Annotated in this window: 18 protein-coding genes; 11 read left to right on the top strand and 7 right to left on the bottom strand. The window is 72.3% G+C overall.

Annotated features, from left to right (window positions below; all coding sequences use genetic code 11):
- The first annotated feature begins 68 nt into the window (after positions 1 to 68).
- Together ABZ693_RS36130 and ABZ693_RS00070 are read left to right on the top strand one after the other, a co-directional pair.
- Positions 69 to 587, top strand: a complete 519-nt coding sequence (locus ABZ693_RS36130; protein ID WP_435842301.1) for a DivIVA domain-containing protein — start codon at positions 69 to 71, stop codon at positions 585 to 587.
- Complete coding sequence (locus ABZ693_RS00070; RefSeq protein ID WP_359871576.1) at positions 584 to 1,174, top strand: DNA-3-methyladenine glycosylase I; 591 nt, start codon at positions 584 to 586, stop codon at positions 1,172 to 1,174. Before ABZ693_RS36130 ends, ABZ693_RS00070 begins: the two co-directional genes overlap by 4 nt.
- 118 nt (positions 1,175 to 1,292) lie before the next feature.
- Here the strand turns inward: ABZ693_RS00070 and chcB are convergent, their stop codons facing one another.
- The gene (gene chcB / locus ABZ693_RS00075; protein WP_359871578.1) at positions 1,293 to 2,096 is read right to left on the bottom strand and encodes a 2-cyclohexenylcarbonyl CoA isomerase; all 804 of its coding nucleotides are present in this window, start codon (positions 2,094 to 2,096) and stop codon (positions 1,293 to 1,295) included.
- A 291-nt stretch (positions 2,097 to 2,387) separates the two neighbouring features.
- Between chcB and ABZ693_RS00080 the strand changes: the two genes are divergently transcribed.
- Positions 2,388 to 2,555, top strand: a complete 168-nt coding sequence (locus ABZ693_RS00080; protein ID WP_073809075.1) for a DUF3117 domain-containing protein — start codon at positions 2,388 to 2,390, stop codon at positions 2,553 to 2,555.
- A gap of 132 nt (positions 2,556 to 2,687) precedes the next feature.
- On the opposite strand, the gene ABZ693_RS00085 is transcribed toward ABZ693_RS00080, so the two are convergent.
- Positions 2,688 to 3,407 carry an O-methyltransferase gene (locus ABZ693_RS00085; protein WP_359872101.1) on the bottom strand — a complete coding sequence of 240 codons (720 nt, stop codon included), beginning with the start codon at positions 3,405 to 3,407 and terminating at the stop codon, positions 2,688 to 2,690.
- Between the two features lie 104 nt (positions 3,408 to 3,511).
- Here ABZ693_RS00085 and sigE point away from each other — a divergent pair, with 104 nt between their 5' ends.
- The 5 genes from sigE to ABZ693_RS00110 all read left to right on the top strand — a co-directional run bounded on the left by sigE (position 3,512) and on the right by ABZ693_RS00110 (position 8,133).
- A complete protein-coding gene (gene sigE, locus ABZ693_RS00090; protein ID WP_359871580.1) occupies positions 3,512 to 4,270 on the top strand; it encodes an RNA polymerase sigma factor SigE in 759 nt (252 codons plus the stop codon).
- On the top strand, positions 4,267 to 4,956 hold the full coding sequence (locus ABZ693_RS00095; RefSeq protein ID WP_359871582.1) for a zf-HC2 domain-containing protein: 690 nt from the start codon (positions 4,267 to 4,269) through the stop codon (positions 4,954 to 4,956). The genes sigE and ABZ693_RS00095 overlap by 4 nt, the downstream gene beginning before the upstream one ends.
- A 108-nt stretch (positions 4,957 to 5,064) precedes the next feature.
- Positions 5,065 to 6,855, top strand: a complete 1,791-nt coding sequence (locus ABZ693_RS00100) for a S1C family serine protease (RefSeq protein WP_359871584.1) — start codon at positions 5,065 to 5,067, stop codon at positions 6,853 to 6,855.
- Positions 6,856 to 6,949: 94 nt separating this feature from the next.
- Positions 6,950 to 7,456: a sec-independent translocase gene (locus ABZ693_RS00105; RefSeq protein ID WP_359871586.1), complete on the top strand. Its 507-nt coding sequence runs from the start codon at positions 6,950 to 6,952 to the stop codon at positions 7,454 to 7,456.
- Between the two features lie 74 nt (positions 7,457 to 7,530).
- Complete coding sequence (locus ABZ693_RS00110; protein WP_359871588.1) at positions 7,531 to 8,133, top strand: hypothetical protein; 603 nt, start codon at positions 7,531 to 7,533, stop codon at positions 8,131 to 8,133.
- Positions 8,134 to 8,262: 129 nt separating this feature from the next.
- Here ABZ693_RS00110 and ABZ693_RS00115 read toward each other — a convergent pair whose 3' ends face one another.
- From ABZ693_RS00115 to ABZ693_RS00125, 3 genes are read right to left on the bottom strand one after another with little or no spacing between them, the layout of a single operon-like run.
- A complete protein-coding gene (locus tag ABZ693_RS00115) occupies positions 8,263 to 9,396 on the bottom strand; it encodes an Mrp/NBP35 family ATP-binding protein (RefSeq protein ID WP_359871590.1) in 1,134 nt (377 codons plus the stop codon).
- A gap of 44 nt (positions 9,397 to 9,440) precedes the next feature.
- Positions 9,441 to 10,115 carry a DUF1003 domain-containing protein gene (locus tag ABZ693_RS00120; protein WP_435842302.1) on the bottom strand — a complete coding sequence of 225 codons (675 nt, stop codon included), beginning with the start codon at positions 10,113 to 10,115 and terminating at the stop codon, positions 9,441 to 9,443.
- Positions 10,108 to 11,427: a magnesium transporter MgtE N-terminal domain-containing protein gene (locus ABZ693_RS00125; protein WP_359871592.1), complete on the bottom strand. Its 1,320-nt coding sequence runs from the start codon at positions 11,425 to 11,427 to the stop codon at positions 10,108 to 10,110. The genes ABZ693_RS00120 and ABZ693_RS00125 overlap by 8 nt, the downstream gene beginning before the upstream one ends.
- 235 nt (positions 11,428 to 11,662) lie before the next feature.
- On the opposite strand from ABZ693_RS00125, the gene ABZ693_RS00130 reads away from it, so the two are divergent.
- Positions 11,663 to 12,508: a hypothetical protein gene (locus ABZ693_RS00130; RefSeq protein WP_359871594.1), complete on the top strand. Its 846-nt coding sequence runs from the start codon at positions 11,663 to 11,665 to the stop codon at positions 12,506 to 12,508.
- Between the two features lie 16 nt (positions 12,509 to 12,524).
- Here the strand turns inward: ABZ693_RS00130 and ABZ693_RS00135 are convergent, their stop codons facing one another.
- On the bottom strand, positions 12,525 to 13,040 hold the full coding sequence (locus tag ABZ693_RS00135) for a hypothetical protein (RefSeq protein WP_359871596.1): 516 nt from the start codon (positions 13,038 to 13,040) through the stop codon (positions 12,525 to 12,527).
- Positions 13,041 to 13,094: 54 nt separating this feature from the next.
- Positions 13,095 to 14,252, bottom strand: coding sequence for a magnesium and cobalt transport protein CorA (locus ABZ693_RS00140; RefSeq protein ID WP_359871598.1), 1,158 nt, complete (start codon positions 14,250 to 14,252; stop codon positions 13,095 to 13,097).
- Positions 14,253 to 14,723: 471 nt separating this feature from the next.
- Here ABZ693_RS00140 and ABZ693_RS00145 point away from each other — a divergent pair, with 471 nt between their 5' ends.
- Both ABZ693_RS00145 and ABZ693_RS00150 read left to right on the top strand, forming a co-directional pair.
- Positions 14,724 to 15,314: a suppressor of fused domain protein gene (locus ABZ693_RS00145; RefSeq protein WP_359871600.1), complete on the top strand. Its 591-nt coding sequence runs from the start codon at positions 14,724 to 14,726 to the stop codon at positions 15,312 to 15,314.
- Between the two features lie 330 nt (positions 15,315 to 15,644).
- A complete protein-coding gene (locus ABZ693_RS00150; protein WP_359871602.1) occupies positions 15,645 to 16,286 on the top strand; it encodes a DUF6758 family protein in 642 nt (213 codons plus the stop codon).
- The last annotated feature ends 49 nt before the right edge of the window (positions 16,287 to 16,335 follow it).

Consider the following 16,335-nt stretch of genomic DNA (forward strand, 5'->3'; position numbering starts at 1 on the left):
CCCTAACCGTCAGTGGCGCATGGCACGATCGGCACCGGACGTTTTCCACGGACGGGAGAGGCGCGCAGGTGTTCTGGTTTCTGCTGATCACGATGGTCGTGGTCGTCGCGGCGGTCACCCTTGCGGTGGTCGGCGGCGGCGAGAGCGAGGTCCTGCCCGAGGCCGCCCCCGAACAGCTGGTGGATCCGCTGCCGCTGACCCGGCCGGTCGCCCGCGGCGACATCGAGGCACTGCGGCTCCCGGTCACCGCCCGCGGCTACCGGATGGCGGACGTGGACGACGTCCTGGACCGTCTCGACGCCGAACTCGCGGAGCGGGACGCCCGGATCGCGGACCTGGAGGCGGCGCTCGCGGCCGCCCGGAGCGGGAGTGACGGGACGCCGGCCGACGATGCCGCGGACGGCGGGACTCCCGGCGTGACGATGGACAAGGTGACGGACGACGTGACGGACGACGTGGCCGACGACGTGGCGGGCGACCTGACGGACAAGGCGCCGGACGGGAACCAGGACGAGAAGCAGGACGAGCCGGCGGCCGGCACGGCGACGGACGCGGCCGCGGCGAACGGCAAGGAGGACGCGGCGTGAGCGACGGAACGGCCATCGCGGGGCCGGACGGCCTGCTCCGCTGCCCCTGGGGACTGTCCACCGAGGACTACGTCGCGTACCACGACGAGGAGTGGGGCCGCCCCGTCCACGGCGACGACGCGCTCTTCGAGCGGCTGTGCCTGGAGGCCTTCCAGTCCGGCCTGTCCTGGATCACGATCCTGCGCCGCCGCGAGACCTTCCGGACGGCGTTCGCCGGCTTCGAGATCGCCGAGGTGGCGGGCTTCGGCGAGGACGACCGCACCCGGCTGCTCGCCGACGAGGGGATCATCCGCAACCGCGCCAAGATCGACGCCACCCTCGCCAACGCGCGCGTCCTCGCCGACTGGGAGCCGGGCGAACTGGACACGCTGATCTGGTCGTACGCCCCCGACGCCGAGAACCGCCCGGTCCCGGCCACGATCGCCGACGTCCCGGCCGTGACGGACGAGTCGAAGGCCCTGGCCAAGGCCCTGAAGAAGCGCGGTCTGAAGTTCATCGGCCCGACGACGGCGTACGCCCTGATGCAGGCCTGCGGTCTGGTCGACGACCACGTGGCGGACTGCTTCGCCCGCGGCGCCGGCCGCTAGGTGTATTGACCCACAGGGTTGTTCACGCGGGTCAATACACCTAGGACCTGCCTGACGGGCGTGCCAAAGGAACAGCCCCGCGCGCGTGGGTCGCGCACGGGGCTGTGTGCCGGGAGGCTCAGCGGCCGACGTACTTCGGCTTCTCCTTGGCGAGGAAGGCGCGCACCGCGATCCGGTGGTCCTCCGACGAGCCCGCCTTCGTCTGGAGCTCGTCCTCCTTCTCCAGGGCCTCGGCGAGCGAGTGGTCCGCGCCGTACGCCAGGGACTCCTTCAGCGCCGCGTAGGCGAGCGTCGGGCCCGAGGCGAGCTTGCGGGCGGTCTTCGCGGCCTCCTCGGCGAGCGCGTCCGCCGGGACCAGCCGGTTCACGATGCCCAGCTCGTACGCCTCCTGCGCGGTGAGCGTACGGGGGAAGAGCAGCAGGTCGGCGGCGCGGCTCGGGCCGATCAGGCGCGGCAGCGTCCAGGACATGCCGGAGTCGGCGGTGAGCGCCACCCCGGCGAAGGACGTGTTGAAGGAGGCGGTCTCCGCGACGATCCGGTAGTCCGCGGCGAGCGCGAAGCCGAAGCCCGCGCCGGCGGCCACGCCGTTGACCGCCGCGACGACCGGCTTCGCCATGCCGGTCAGCGCGCGGACGATCGGGTTGTAGTGGTCCCGCACCGTGTTCATGGTGTGGTGGGTGCCGGCCTCGTCGTCGGCCTGGAGCAGGCCCACGTGCTCCTTGAGGTCCTGGCCCACGCAGAACGCCCGCTCGCCGGCGGCGGTGAGGAGCACCGCGCGGACGGCCGGGTCGGCGGCGGCCGCCTCCGCCGCGTCGCGCAGCGCGACCTTGGCGGCGACGTTCATCGCGTTCATGGCCTCGGGGCGGTTGAGGGTGATGGTGGCGAGTCCGTCGCTCACCTCGTACAGCACCGTGTCGGCCATCGCGGGTTTCCCTTCGCCTTTTCGCGTCGTTGACCCGCTCAGCATGGCGGAGATCACGTCGCGATCGGCCGGTCCGCGCATGTGAGCTGCGTCAACAAATCAGGACCCGGCGAGGGGCCGGCAGTGGCGAAGTATCGCAGGTGGAACGGCGAAATGTGTGGCTTTGTGAAAGCGCGTTGCGGAAGCGATGCCTGCTGATGTTGGTCATCGGGTCCTGTGATGCGGGATAATGACCGGGAAGCAATCGTGTTCGATGCTGACGATGAGCTGGTTTCAGGAAGGGGAACGAGCATGGCGGCCATGAAGCCGCGGACGGGTGACGGCCCGCTCGAGGTGACCAAGGAGGGGCGGGGCATCGTCATGCGCGTTCCGCTCGAAGGCGGCGGCCGGCTCGTAGTCGAGCTGACCCCGGACGAGGCCCAGGCACTCGGCGACGCACTGAAGCAGGTCGTCGGCTAGTCACGCCCAGTCGCGTATTTCCGCTTCTGCCCCGGTGCGGTACCCACCGCACCGGGGCAGTGGTGTACCGGGGGCCGGACAGCGGTCCGCCCCGCCGCGCGCGGACGGCCGGGTCGTGAAGGACGTACGGGGTCAGGCGCCCCGGCGCACGGCGCACAGCAGGCCGTCGCCCACCGGCAGCAGGGTGGGGAGCAGCTCACGGCTCTCCCGTACGGTCCGCAGCAGCTCGCGGATGCGCTGCACCTCGGCCGGCTGGGCCGCCGAGTCGACCGTCCGGCCGTCGGCGAAGACACCCTCGAAGCAGACCAGACCGCCGGGCCGCAGCAGCCGCATCGATTCGTCGAGGTAGTCCAGCAGCTCCAGCCGGTCACCGTCGCAGAACACGAGGTCGTAGCCGCCGTCCGCGAGCCGCGGCAGCACTTCGAGGGCGCGGCCCGGGATGAACCGGGCCCGGTTGCCGGCGAAGCCCGCCGCGCGGAACGCCGCCTTCGCGTGCGCCTGCCGCTCCGGCTCCATGTCCACGGTGGTCAGCACGCCGTCCGGACGCATGCCGAGCAGCAGATAGATCCCGGACACGCCCGTGCCGGTGCCTATCTCCGCCACCGCCTTGGCGTCCGCCGTCGCGGCCAGCAGGCGCAGGGCCGCACCGGTGCCCGACGACACCGAGGGAATGTTCGCCTCGTCGGCGCGGTCACGGGCCCAGAGCAGCGCTTCGGCCTCGGCGACAAAGGCGTCGGCGAACGCCAGACTCGTCTGCCGGTTGGCGGTAATGGCCCTCTCCTGTTCCCCTGGCTGTCCCCGTAGTTGACGGACGGCGTCGACTGTATCCGCTGGACGCGGGAACCCGCAGATGGGACCGCGCGTTCACAAGGGCAGGAAGCGACGCCGGGACGGCGGATGAGCCCGTCCCAAATTCGCGTAAAGAGTTTTATCCGGAGCTAACGGGCGAGGTGGCTATGGTAGGGACTCCACTGGACACCACCAGAGCCGACAGGGGAGGTGCGGCTGCGCCTGTGGATCGGGGAGGAGTGCTTCGGCGTCTTCTCAGATCAGCGGGTGAGCCGAAATCCGTGACCGACACCGCTGACCGTTCCCGCGCCGCCGACTCCGCGCCCACCACCGCGACCTTCGCCTCCGAGGCGGACGCGCAGGCATGGACCCCTCCCAGTTGGGAGGAGATCGTCAGCACGCACAGCGGTCGTGTCTACCGTCTCGCGTACCGCCTCACCGGCAACCAGCACGACGCCGAGGACCTGACCCAGGAAGTGTTCGTCCGGGTCTTCCGTTCCCTGTCGTCGTACACGCCGGGCACCTTCGAGGGCTGGCTGCACCGCATCACCACGAACCTGTTCCTGGACATGGTGCGCCGCAAGCAGCGCATCCGTTTCGACGCGCTCGCCGACGACGCCGCCGAGCGGCTGCCCAGCCGTGAGCCGTCCCCGCAGCAGGCCTTCAACGACACGCACTTCGACGCCGACGTGCAGCAGGCCCTCGACACCCTCGCGCCCGAGTTCCGCGCCGCGGTCGTGCTCTGCGACATCGAGGGACTGTCGTACGAGGAGATCGCCGCGACCCTCGGCGTGAAGCTCGGCACGGTCCGCAGCCGGATCCACCGCGGCCGCTCGCACCTGCGCAAGGCCCTCAAGCACCGTTCGCCCGAGGCGCGCCAGGAGCGTGCCCTCGCCACCGTCGGAGGGGAGGGCGGAGCGGCGTGAGCGGCACCAGTCCGTCACCTACCCCCGCGGAACAGCACCTCGGGGACCGGCTCGCCGCGCTCGTCGACGGCGAGCTCGGCCATGACACCCGTGAACGGGTCCTCGCGCATCTGGCGACCTGCCCCCGCTGCAAGGCCGAGGCCGACGCCCAGCGCACCCTGAAGAGCGTCTTCGCGTCCAGCGCGCCCCCACCGCCCTCGGCCGGGCTCCTCGCCCGCCTCCAGGGGCTGCCGGGGGGACCGCTCGACCAGGGGGGACCCTTCGACGACCTGCTGCGTGAGGGCGGTGTGCGCGCCGACGGCTTCGCCACGGCCGCGCCCGTCACCCCGGACGGCGGCTTCCCCATCCACGAGGTCGGCGACCGTTCCTCGTGGCGGGGCAGACGCTTCGCGTTCGCGGCGGCCAGCGCGGTCTCGTTCGCCGCGATCGCCCTCGGCGGCACGCTGACCTTCGACACGGCACGCGGCGGCCAGAGCGGCAGCACCGTGACCCCGCTGCGCGCCCCGGCGACCTTCGCGTCCGGCTCGCGCCGTGACGCGACCCCGGAGCCCGCGCCGCCGACGGTCATCCCGGCCCGTCTCGAACTGTCCCCGTTCGCCCGTCCGATGAACCCGGCGCTGCGGCTCTCCTACCAGCCCGGACCCGGCCCGACCTCCACCCCGGCCCCGAGTCCCTCCCACCGCTGACGGACGACCTGGTTGAATCCAGGGGCGAGGCCGTGTGAAGACACGGCCTAGGGGCGCGCCGTCCGACGACGCGGGCGGCGCGGACAGGTCATCTGTTGCGGGGAGCGCATGAAGAACGGGAAGCCGACGTGGTGGAGCCGTACCTCGACCACGGCCACGGGCACGGACGCCAGACCGGACGGACCTCCTGAACCGGCGGACGACGCCGACTTCACGCTCGCGGCCCCGGCGGCGGCCCCGGAACCCGCGTCGGCACCCGCACCCACTCCCGCGTCGGACCCGGCCGCGGACGTGCCGGCCGCGCCCGAGTCGACGCCCCCTCAGGCGCCCGCGCCCGTCGTGCCCGAGCCGGTGGTGCCTGCCGAGCCCGTGGTGCCCGCGCCCGTCGTCCCGGCCGCGCAGGCGACCGACGCGCCGGCGGCCGAGGCCCCGGAGCCCGTGCCCGCCGAGCCCGTCGCGCACCCGGACCCGGGCCCCGCGCCCGTACCGCCACAGCAGCAGGCCCCGCAGCCGCTGCACGCTCCCGACCCGTACGCGACACCGCCGTACGGCGAACCGGGCCCCTGGGCCCCCGCGCCGCCCGTCCAGCGGCCCATGCCGCCCGCGGCCGCGATGCCGCAGGGCCCCGCGCCCGTACCGGCCCCACCCGTACCCGCCCCGCCCGGCGCCGTTCACGCGCCCGCGCCCGGCCCCGTACCCCCGGCGCCGCCCGCCGGGCCGCCGGTCGGTCCCGCGTACGACCCGTGGGGCGCCCAGCCCGTCCTCCCGGGCGCCGGCAAGCCGCCCCGCAAGCCGCGGCGCGGACTCGCGCTCGTCTGCGCGCTGGCGTTCGCCCTCGTCACCGGCGTGATCGGCGGCGGGGTCGGCGCGTACGTGGAGCGGCACGGCGGCATCTCCGCCATCGAGCTGCCCCAGTCCGACACCAAGGACATCGGCCGCGCCCCCGACAGCGTCGCCGGGATCGCCGCCACCGCGCTGCCCAGCGTCGTCACCATCCACGTCAGCGGCGGCGGCTCGGCCGGCACCGGCACCGGCTTCGTGCTCGACACCCGCGGCCACATCCTCACCAACAACCATGTCGTCGACGCCGCCGCGTCCTCCGGCGAGATCTCCGTCACCTTCAGCAACGGCGAGTCCGCCCGCGCCAAGCTGATCGGCCGCGACACCGGCTACGACCTCGCCGTCATCAAGGTGTCCGGGGTCTCCGGCCTCAAGCCGCTGGCGCTCGGCAACTCCGACAACGTGCGCGTGGGCGACCCCGTCGTCGCCATCGGCGCCCCCTTCGACCTGTCCAACACCGTCACCTCCGGCATCATCAGCGCCAAGGAGCGCCCGATCACCGCGGGCGGCGAGAAGGGCGACGGCAGCGACGTCAGCTACGTCGACGCGCTCCAGACCGACGCGCCGATCAACCCGGGCAACTCCGGCGGCCCGCTCGTCGACTCCGCCGCCCGGGTCATCGGCATCAACAGCGCCATCCGCGCGGCCGGCGGCGGCGCCGACCCCGAAGGCGGCCAGTCCGGTTCCATCGGCCTCGGCTTCGCCATCCCCATCAACCAGGGCAAGCGGGTCGCCGAGGAGCTCATCAACACCGGCAAGGCCACCCACCCGGTCATCGGTGTGAGCCTCGACATGCGCTACACCGGCGACGGCGCCCGGGTCGGCGCGAAGGGCGCCGGCGGCGCCCCCTCCGTCACCCCCGACGGGCCCGCCGACAAGGCCGGATTCCGGTCCGGCGACGTCATCACCAAGGTCGACGGCCAGCGCGTGCACAGTGGCGAGGAGCTGATCGTGAAGATCCGCGCCCACCGTCCGGGCGACACCCTGAAGCTCACCGTGACACGCGACGGCAAAGAGCAGACAAAGACCTTGACGCTGGGGTCCTCCACCGGCGCCTGACGGCCACCTGGAGGACATCACGCGGTACCCGCCGGACAAATTCGGCGGGTACCGTGGAGCGGGCCGCCCGGGACCGGCGAGAAGGAGCGACAGGGTGTTCAACGACATAGGCGCACTCGAGCTGGTGACGCTCGTGGTGCTCGCCGTGCTCATCTTCGGCCCGGACAAGCTGCCGAAGCTGATCCAGGACGTCTCCCGCTTCGTCCGCAAGATCCGCGAGTTCTCCGACGGCGCCAAGGCCGACATCCGCAGCGAGCTGGGACCGGAGTTCAAGGACTTCGAGTTCGAGGACCTCAACCCCAAGAACTTCATCCGCAAGCAGCTCGCGGAGAACGACGACCTGAAGGAACTGAACGAGCTCCGTTCCTCCTTCGACCTCCGCAAGGAGATGAGCGACGTCGCCGACGCCGTCCACGGCCGCGACACCCCGGCCGTGGCGACGTCTTCCCAGGCATCCCAGGCCGCCCCGGTCGCCGCGCCGACGGCCGTCAACGGCACGCCCGACCTCCTGAAGAAGGCCGACGGCACGCCCGACCTCCTGAAGAAGCAGGACAAGCCGGGCACGACCGAGCACCCGCCGTACGACTCCGACGCCACCTGACGACGGCCCGTCACCGGTACCGCGCTCCGCGGTGGCTATCCTCGCCTCTGTCGACGAACGAGGAGGCGGCCGAGATGACGACGACGCGCGGGGTGGAAACCGACGGTTTCCTACGCGCCCCCTTCGCCTGGTACGGGCTCGACGAGGCCTTCACGGGCCCGCGCCGGCTGATGCGGGTGGGGACGGCGGCCGACGGCAGCGTGCGGCACGGTTCGCTGGGCCACGGTGACGAGCCGTCGATAAAGTCCGACGCGGGCACCGCCGAGAAGGAACGGTTCACGGTCGTCGTGACGGTCGCCGCGCACCCCGTGGGCGGCAGCGGCGACGGTACGGGCTTCCTGGACGCCACCACGGTCTCCTCGGCCGCCTGGCTGGCCGGCTCCGGGCTGCTCGCCCACACCTGGCCCGCGCAGCTCGACCACACGCTGCGCGACAACTGGCTGGACCAGCAGACCGAGACCGCCTTCGAGCTGGCCGACGACCTTGACGGGCCCGCCTGGACCACGCTGTCGCTGCCGGTGGACGGCGTCCCGGTGCCGTTCCACTACCGCGAGACCGAGTTCGGCTGGGTGCTGGCCGGCGCGGGCCCGGACGTGCACATCGGCGCGTACGGGCGGGGCATGAGCGCGTACGGCCTCGCCTTCTCGCAGGTGAAGGACCTCGGCCCGTACTCCTGAGGAGCCTGACGGGCCTGACGGGCCCGACGGGACACGTACGTACACGTGAAGGGGCGCCCCGGACGGATGGTCCGGGGCGCCCACTTCACGTACACACGCCGTACACGGATCGCGTACGGCGCGCGCGGATCAGAACTTGTTGCGCGGCGTGATGCCCAGGCTCAGGCCCGACAGACCGCGCTGACGGCCGCCGAGCTTGCCCGCGATGGTGCGCAGCGCCTGGCCCGCCGGGGAGTCGGGGTCGGACAGGACGACCGGCTTGCCCTCGTCGCCGCCCTCGCGCAGCCGGACGTCGATCGGGATGGAGCCGAGCACCGGGACGGTGGCGCCGGTGGTCTTGGTCAGGCCCTCGGCGACCTTCCGGCCACCGCCCGTACCGAACACGTCGACCATCTCGTCGCAGTGCGGGCACGGCATGCCCGACATGTTCTCGACGACGCCGACGATCTTCTGGTGGGTCTGCACGGCGATCGAACCGGCGCGCTCGGCGACCTCGGCCGCCGCCTGCTGCGGAGTGGTGACGACCAGGATCTCCGCGTTCGGCACGAGCTGCGCCACGGAGATCGCGATGTCACCGGTGCCCGGGGGCAGGTCGAGCAGCAGGACGTCCAGGTCGCCCCAGTACACGTCGGCGAGGAACTGCTGGAGCGCGCGGTGCAGCATCGGGCCGCGCCACACGACGGGTGCGTTGCCCGGGGTGAACATGCCGATGGAGATGACCTTCACGCCGTGCGCCGACGGCGGCATGATCATGTTCTCGACCTGGGTCGGCTTGCCGTCCACGCCCAGCATGCGCGGCACGCTGTGGCCGTAGATGTCGGCGTCCACGACACCGACCTTCAGCCCGTCGGCCGCCATCGCCGCCGCCAGGTTGACCGTCACCGAGGACTTGCCGACGCCGCCCTTGCCGGACGCGACCGCGTAGACCCGGGTCAGCGAGCCCGGCTTGGCGAAGGGGACCTCGCGCTCGGCCGTGGTGCCGCGCAGCGCCGCCGCCAGCTCCTTGCGCTGCTCGTCGCTCATCACGTCCAGGGAGACGTCGACGCCGGTGACCCCCTCGACGCGCGAGACGGCGTCCGTCACGCGCTGGGTGATGGTCTCGCGCATCGGGCAGCCGGAGACCGTCAGATAGACCGTCACCGCGACCCGTCCGTCGGACCCGATGTCCACCGATTTCACCATGCCGAGTTCGGTGATCGGCTTGTTGATCTCGGGGTCGTTCACCGTCGCCAGTGCTTCGCGCACCGCGTCTTCCGTAGCCATGACTCCGATGGTACGGCGACCACCACCGGCCGGTGAAAGCCCCGTCAGCGGTCGGGTAGATCACTCCGTTTCCCGTCCCCGTACGGGAATAGACCGCCGTGCCGTCCTTGTCGCTCTCCCTGCCGGTTCCCGGGCCCCTCGCGGCCGCCGTCCCGGTGTCCGTTCCCGTGCCGGTCGTCCAGCTCCTTGAGCAGGTCCTCCAGCTCCGAGCGCATCCAGTCGCGGGTCGCCACCTCGCCCAGGCCCATGCGCAGCGCGGCGATCTCCCGCGTCAGGTACTCGGTGTCGGCGATCGAGCGCTCGTTCTGCTTGCGGTCCTGCTCCAGATTGACCCGGTCCCGGTCGTCCTGCCGGTTCTGCGCGAGCAGGATCAGCGGGGCCGCGTACGAGGCCTGCAGCGACAGCATCAGGGTCAGGAAGATGAAGGGGTAGTTGTCGAAGCGCAGCTCCCGGGGCGCGGACACGTTCCACACCACCCAGGCGATGATGATCACCGTCATCCAGACGATGAACCGCCCCGTGCCCAGGAAGCGGGCGATGCGCTCCGACATCCGCCCGAACGCCTCGGGGTCGTACTCCGGCAGCAGCCGGGCGCGACGGATGCGGGGCTGGTCGAGCCGGATCCGGGGCAGGGCCCGCTCCCGGTCGCGCTCGCGGTCCCTGTCGCGCTCTCGCTCGCGGTCCCGTTCCCGGTCCCGGTCCTGCGTCCGTTCAGCCACCGCGCACCCCCTCGTCCCGTTCGGCCCGCTCCCGCTCCGCGCGCTCGTGCGGCGCGTGGAACTCGGTCTCCCGCCAGTCGTCCGGCAGCAGGTGGTCGAGGACGTCGTCCACGGTCACCGCGCCGAGCAGCGAGCCGCTCTCGTCCACCACCGGCGCCGCGACCAGGTTGTACGCGGCGAAATAGCTGGTGACGGCGGGCAGCGGGGTGTCCGGCCCGAGCGGCGGCAGATCGCTGTCGATCAGCGCCCCGACCAGCGTGAACGGCGGGTCCCGCAGCAGCCGCTGGAAGTGCACCGTGCCCAGGTACTTGCCGGTCGGCGTCTCGTCCGGCGGCCGGCACACGTACACCTGCGCCGCGAGCGCCGGGGAGTTGTCCTGCTGGCGCACCCGGGCGAGCGCGTCGGCGACCGTGGCGTCCGGCCGCAGCACGATCGGCTCGGTGGTCATCAGACCGCCCGCGGTCCGCTCCTCGTACGCCATGAGCCGCCGTACGTCCGCCGCGTCGCTCGGCCGCATCAGCGTGAGCAGCCGCTCCTTCTCCTCCTCCGGCAGCTCCGACAGCAGGTCGGCCGCGTCGTCCGGGTCCATCGCCTCCAGGACGTCCGCGGCCCGCTCCTCCTTCAGCTTGCCGAGGATCTCGATCTGGTCGTCCTCCGGCAGCTCCTCCAGGACGTCGGCGAGCCGGTCGTCGTCGAGGGCGGTGGCGACCTCGGCCCGGCGCTTGGGGGAGAGGTGGTGCAGCATGTTGGCGAGGTCGGCGGGGCGCAGGTTCTCGAAGGTGGCGACCAGGTTCTCCGCGCCCTGCCCGTGTTCTTCGAGCGAGAAGCCGGTGACGGCCGACCACTCCACCGTCAGCGTCTCGCCCTTGCGCCGCAGCGCGCCGCCCTTGCCGCGCCGGACGAAGACCTTGTCGATCTCCCAGTCACGGCGGGCCGGCAGCTGCTGGATGGCCACGTCGAGGACGGTGACCTCCTCGCCCTCGCGGCCGTCCGGCTCGACGAGCCGGACCCGCCGGTCGAGCAGTTCGCCGAGGACGAGCCGTTCGGTGGGGCGCTGTTCGAAGCGGCGCATGTTGACCACGCCGGTGGAGATGACCTGGCCGGACTCGACGCCGGTGATCCGGGTCATGGGGACGAAGACCCGGCGCCGGGACAGCACCTCGACGACCATGCCGAGCAGCCGTGGCGGGCGGCGGCCCACCCGCAGCATGGCCACCAGATCGCTGACCCGGCCGACCTGGTCGCCGACGGGATCGAAGACGGGGACGCCGGCGAGATGGGAGACGAAGATCCGAGGGGCGCCTGCCGCCATGCCGCGCGCCTCCTTCGTGCCGGATGATCCGGTTTGTGGCCTTCTTGTCGCTGAATGTGCCTGATTCAGGCTAGCCCGTGTCGATCTATGACGCTTCGGCAGCACCCCCGGACGGCGTCCCGTGGGCGGCTGCGGGACGCGCGGGCCGGCCCCGGTACGCTGCCGTCGGCCGCCCCCACCGGACTCCGGTTCCGCCGGCCCCCCGTCCCCCCTCACCGAACAGAGAGGTGCCCTGGTGACCCTTCTCCGTCCGTTCCCGCGCATCCGCCGCGCCGCGCTTCCCCTGGCCCTGTGTGCCGGCCTCGCGGCCACGCTGACCGGCTGCGGCGGCGACGAAGTCGATCCGGACGCGGGGACCAACGGGGTCGGGAAGCTCGAGGCGCCCGCCATCGAGAAGAAGGCCCAGGCGGCGGCGGACGGGGCGAAGGCGGTACGGCTCGCGGGCACGCTGGTCAGCAAGGGCGGCACGTACAAGCTGAACATGCGGCTCAAGCCGGACGGCGGCACCGGGTCGGTGACGACGAAGAACGGCACCTTCGAGCTGCTGCGGGTCGGGGAGGAACTCTTCCTGAAGGCGGACGCGGGTTTCTGGGCGCACGAGGAGTCCGGGTCGGGCTCGGGGCCGGGCCCGGGGTCCGGATCCGGCACAGGGTCGGGTTCCGGTTCCGGTTCCGGTTCCGGTTCGGGTTCGGGCAAGGGCGGGGACGGCGGGGCCCAGGCCGCCGACAAGCTCGACGACAAGTACGTGAAGGTGCCCGAGGACGACCCCTCGTACAAGCAGCTGCGCGGCTTCACCGACATGGGGCTGCTGCTCGACGGTCTGGTCGCGCTGCACGGCACCGTGGTCAAGGGCGACCACGAGAAGATCGGCGGCATCCGCACCATCAACATCCGGGGCGGTCAGAACGGCGACGGCGGCTCCCTCGACGTCTCCCTGGACGGCAAGCCGTTCCCGCTCCGCCTGGCGCGCGGCGGCGGCGCGGGCGTGGTGGTGCTGTCCGAGTGGGACCGCGACTTCCCGCTGGCCGAGCCCGCGGAGGGCCAGACCGTGGACTACGGGCAGCAGCTGCCCCGTACCTGACGGCCCCCGTGCCGGGTCAGCCCCGGCGGCGCTTACGCCTCAGCAGCAGCTTCGGCAGTGCCGCCGGCACCGGCTCACGGGTGATCGCCGCCGACGGCAGCGGTACGGCGGCCAGCGAGCCGTCCGGCAGCTCGGTGGTCGACTCCCGGGGGACGAGGCGCAGCACCCGGCACTCGCGCGCCCAGCGCGCGGGCATCGTCTCGGCGTCGGGCGCGTTCAGCCGCTTGCCCCGCAGCTCGGCGACGGCCGCGTCCCACTCCTCCGTACCGGGCGGCAGCTCGTGTACGGCGGCGGTCCAGGCCACGAGCCGGCCGCCCTTGTCCTTGCTGCGGACGGTGACCTCGGCGGTGGCGCCGTCGACGAGCCCGGGCAGCGGCTGCTCGCCGGGGCCGTCGCCGACGACGAGCGCCCCGCCCTCGTGCCATACGTGCCAGAGTGCCCGGGCGGCCGGGGCCTGGCCCCGTACCCAGACGAGGCCGGACTTCCTGGTGGCCTCCTCGACGAGGGCGGACCCGAACAGCGCGTCTGTCATGCCCGCAGCCTATCGACCGGCGGGCCCCCGACCCCCTGCTTCCTGCCAGGCGGGCTACAGCCAGCCGTTGCGCTTGAGCGTGCGGTGGATGGTGAAACAGATGGTGGCGATGCCCACGAGCACCATGGGGTAGCCGAACCGCCACTCCAGCTCCGGCATGTGCTTGAAGTTCATCCCGTACACGCCGCAGACCGCCGTCGGGACGGCCACGATCGCCGCCCACGAGGTGATCTTGCGCATGTCCTCGTTCTGGGCGACGGTCGCCTGCGCGAGGTTGGCCTGGAGGATCGAGTTCAGCAGCTCGTCGAAGCCGACGACCTGCTCCTGGACGCGCGCGACATGGTCGGCCACGTCCCGGAAGTACTTCTGGATGTCGGGGTCGACCAGCCGCATCGGCCGCTCGCTGAGCAGCTGCAGCGGGCGCATCAGCGGCGTGACGGCCCGCTTGAACTCCAGCACCTCGCGCTTGAGCTGGTAGATCCGCCCGGTGTCGGCGCCGCGCGTGGAGCCTTTGGCGGGCGGCGAGAAGACGTCGATCTCGATCTGGTCGATGTCGAGCTCGACGGCGTCCGCGACCGCGATGTAGCCGTCGACGACGTGGTCGGCGATGGCGTGCAGGACCGCCGAGGGGCCCTTGGCCAGCAGCTCCGGGTCGCCCTGGAGGCGGTGGCGGAGGTTGCGCAGCGAGCCCTGGCCGCCGTGCCGGACGGTGATGACGAAGTCGGGGCCGGTGAAGACCATGACCTCGCCGGTCTCCACGACCTCGCTGGTGGCGGTCAGCTCGGCGTGCTCGACGTAGTGGATGGTCTTGAAGACGGTGAAGAGGGTGTCGTCGTAGCGCTCCAGCTTGGGCCGCTGGTGGGCGTGGACGGCATCCTCTACGGCGAGCGGGTGCAGCCCGAACTCGGCGGCGATACCGGCGAATTCGGCCTCGGTCGGCTCGTGCAGACCGATCCAGGCGAAGCCGCCGCTCTCCCGCACCTGCTGCATCGCGCCGCGCGGCGTCAGGCAGTCGCGGTCGTCGATGCGGCGGCCGTCGCGGTAGACGGCGCAGTCGACGACGGCGGTGGGCGCCGACGGGTCGCGGGTGGCGTCGTAGCCGGCGTACGGGGAGGCGGGCGCGGCCGGGCCGGTGTGCTTGCGCAGCGGGTGCCGAAGAGAGTGCCGCAGGGAGGGGCGTACGGCGGCGCGCAGGTCACGGATCATCGACATGGGCGTACTCCTTCACGGAGAGGCCGTCGGCGAGCGTGGCACAGCCCGGAATGGGGACGTGGAACCATGTCGTCCACAAAGCGGGCGGCACCGGGGATCGCGGTGACGGCGTTCGCAACAGACGGGGCGAAGAGCGCTGCTCTCGGGGGAGAGCGGTGCTCTCGGGAGACGAGGGCGCTCTTCCGTCGTGCGAGGTGCCGGAGATGAGGACCGCGGTGGGGTCCTGACGTCACCGGCCACCTGAGGAGACCGTCCGCGCCGGGGTTACGACTGCGGCGGTGTGGCGGCGGAAGAGCGGCTGGTACTGCCCGATCGACTTCGATCCATCGCAGTCCCACCTCCTCCGGCCGGTCCCTGGTGAGGGATGACGTGTGACGAGCAGTCGGAAGTCCGACCAGTGGCCAAGACTATCAGCCGACTGAGGGTCAATCCCTTACTTTGCCCGTTCCATACGCGCTTTATGCTCGCTCCATGGCAGAAATTCTCGCTCTGGTCGAAGCCCGGCTGCGCATGGCCCTCGGCGAGCCGGACGCCCGCGCCGCCGTCACCTTCCTCGGTACCGACCGGATCGAGGTGCTTCGCTTCATGGACGCCGAGGCCGGCCTGGTGCGCTACGCCACCCTCGGCATGTCCGCCCAGCCGATGGCCGACCCGACGGCCGTCCTCGCCGACCCCGTCAAGGGCCCCCGCGCCGAGCTGGTCCTCTCGATACGGGCCGGCCGCGCCGACACCGACAAGGTGCTCCGCCCGCTCGCGGTCCTGGCCGCGAGTCCGCAGGTCGAGGGCGTGATCGTGGCCCCCGGCGCCTCGCTCGACGTGGGTGACCCGCTGTGGCCGGGCGCGCCCTTCAGCTCCGTCCTGGTCGCCGAACCGGGCGGCCTCGTCGAGGACCTCGACCTGGACGAGCCGATGGACCCCGTGCGGTTCCTCCCGCTGCTGCCGATGACCTCCAACGAGGCCGCCTGGAAGCGGGTGCACGGGGCCGAGGCCCTGGAGGAGCGCTGGCTGGTGAACGGCACGGACCTGCGCGACCCGCGGCGGACGTCCGTACGCCTGGACTAGGGCCTTTCTTTTGGATCTTGCTGGGGTCGCGTGCCCCGGCACGCGCGCTCGCCGCGTTGTCGTCGGTCGCCAACGCTCCGCGTTGTCTCCCTCCTCCGCCTTGCGATCACACGCACCGGACCCCGCTCCCTGATCCAGCCTGACCCAAAAGAAAGGCCCTAGCGCGGGGTCTCCGGCGCGCTGACATACGGGGCGCGTGGGGCGCGGGAGACGGGTGGGGGACGTGTCCATGGCCGCGCGTTCAGGCCCGGGTGAACCTTTCGGGCCGGACGGGTGATCGCTGGTGATCGTCCTTGACGCGAGGCCCGAGAGCTAGGACCGTTGAGCCCTATGAGGGGCGAACCCAGTTGCCCGAAGTGCGGTGGCCGGGTCAGGGCGCCCGGTCTCTTCGCCGACTCCTGGCAGTGCGACGTACACGGCTCGGTGTACCCGCTGCAGCCCGTGATCCCGCCCAGCGTCGAGGCCCTCGGCGTGGTGGTGCACCGGGCCCACGTGCCCGTGTGGATGCCGTGGCCCCTGCCCGTCGGATGGCTCTTCACCGGAGTCGCGTACGCCGGCGACGACCGCAGCGGCGGGCGCGCGACCGCCGTCGCCTGCTCGGGCCCCGGCCCCCTGGGCGGCATCGGCGAGCTGCTGCTCGTCGCCGAGGAACTGGGCGTCGGCCTCGGCGCCCGCTTCGCCGGCATCGACGGCCCCGACCCCGGCTCCGGCGGCATGTCGATCGACAAGCCGCCCCAGGTCAAGGTCCTCGCCGCGGGCCGCCCCACCCCCCTCTGGCACGTCACCGACGCCCCCCACGACCGCGCGGTCTTCGCGGGCGAGGCGCGCGGCCTGTGGCTGTGGGCGATCGTCTGGCCCGAACAGTCCGGCCTGCTCATGTACGACGAACTCATCCTCACCGACATCCGCGACGCGGGCGCGGAAGTGGACCTGCTGCCGTTCGGGGCGCTGACGCCGAGGCTGCTGGGCTGATCCCGCCCCGCCCCGCCCCGCCCCGACCCGACTCGACTCGCCGTGACGT

The sequence above is a fragment of the Streptomyces laurentii genome (assembly GCF_040635425.1).
GTDB lineage: Bacteria > Actinomycetota > Actinomycetes > Streptomycetales > Streptomycetaceae > Streptomyces > Streptomyces laurentii.

Excerpts from the sequence above, each read along its gene's own strand:
- ABZ693_RS00140 (WP_359871598.1), bottom strand. The coding sequence starts at position 14,252 with ATGTCGATGATCCGTGACCTGCGCGCCGCCGTACGCCCCTCCCTGCGG.
- ABZ693_RS00135 (WP_359871596.1), bottom strand. The coding sequence starts at position 13,040 with ATGACAGACGCGCTGTTCGGGTCCGCCCTCGTCGAGGAGGCCACCAGG.
- ABZ693_RS00125 (WP_359871592.1), bottom strand. The coding sequence starts at position 11,427 with ATGGCGGCAGGCGCCCCTCGGATCTTCGTCTCCCATCTCGCCGGCGTC.
- ABZ693_RS00100 (WP_359871584.1), top strand. The coding sequence starts at position 5,065 with ATGAAGAACGGGAAGCCGACGTGGTGGAGCCGTACCTCGACCACGGCC.
- ABZ693_RS00080 (WP_073809075.1), top strand. The coding sequence starts at position 2,388 with ATGGCGGCCATGAAGCCGCGGACGGGTGACGGCCCGCTCGAGGTGACC.
- ABZ693_RS00115 (WP_359871590.1), bottom strand. The coding sequence starts at position 9,396 with ATGGCTACGGAAGACGCGGTGCGCGAAGCACTGGCGACGGTGAACGAC.
- ABZ693_RS00150 (WP_359871602.1), top strand. The coding sequence starts at position 15,645 with ATGAGGGGCGAACCCAGTTGCCCGAAGTGCGGTGGCCGGGTCAGGGCG.
- ABZ693_RS00145 (WP_359871600.1), top strand. The coding sequence starts at position 14,724 with ATGGCAGAAATTCTCGCTCTGGTCGAAGCCCGGCTGCGCATGGCCCTC.
- sigE (WP_359871580.1), top strand. The coding sequence starts at position 3,512 with ATGGTAGGGACTCCACTGGACACCACCAGAGCCGACAGGGGAGGTGCG.
- ABZ693_RS00110 (WP_359871588.1), top strand. The coding sequence starts at position 7,531 with ATGACGACGACGCGCGGGGTGGAAACCGACGGTTTCCTACGCGCCCCC.
- chcB (WP_359871578.1), bottom strand. The coding sequence starts at position 2,096 with ATGGCCGACACGGTGCTGTACGAGGTGAGCGACGGACTCGCCACCATC.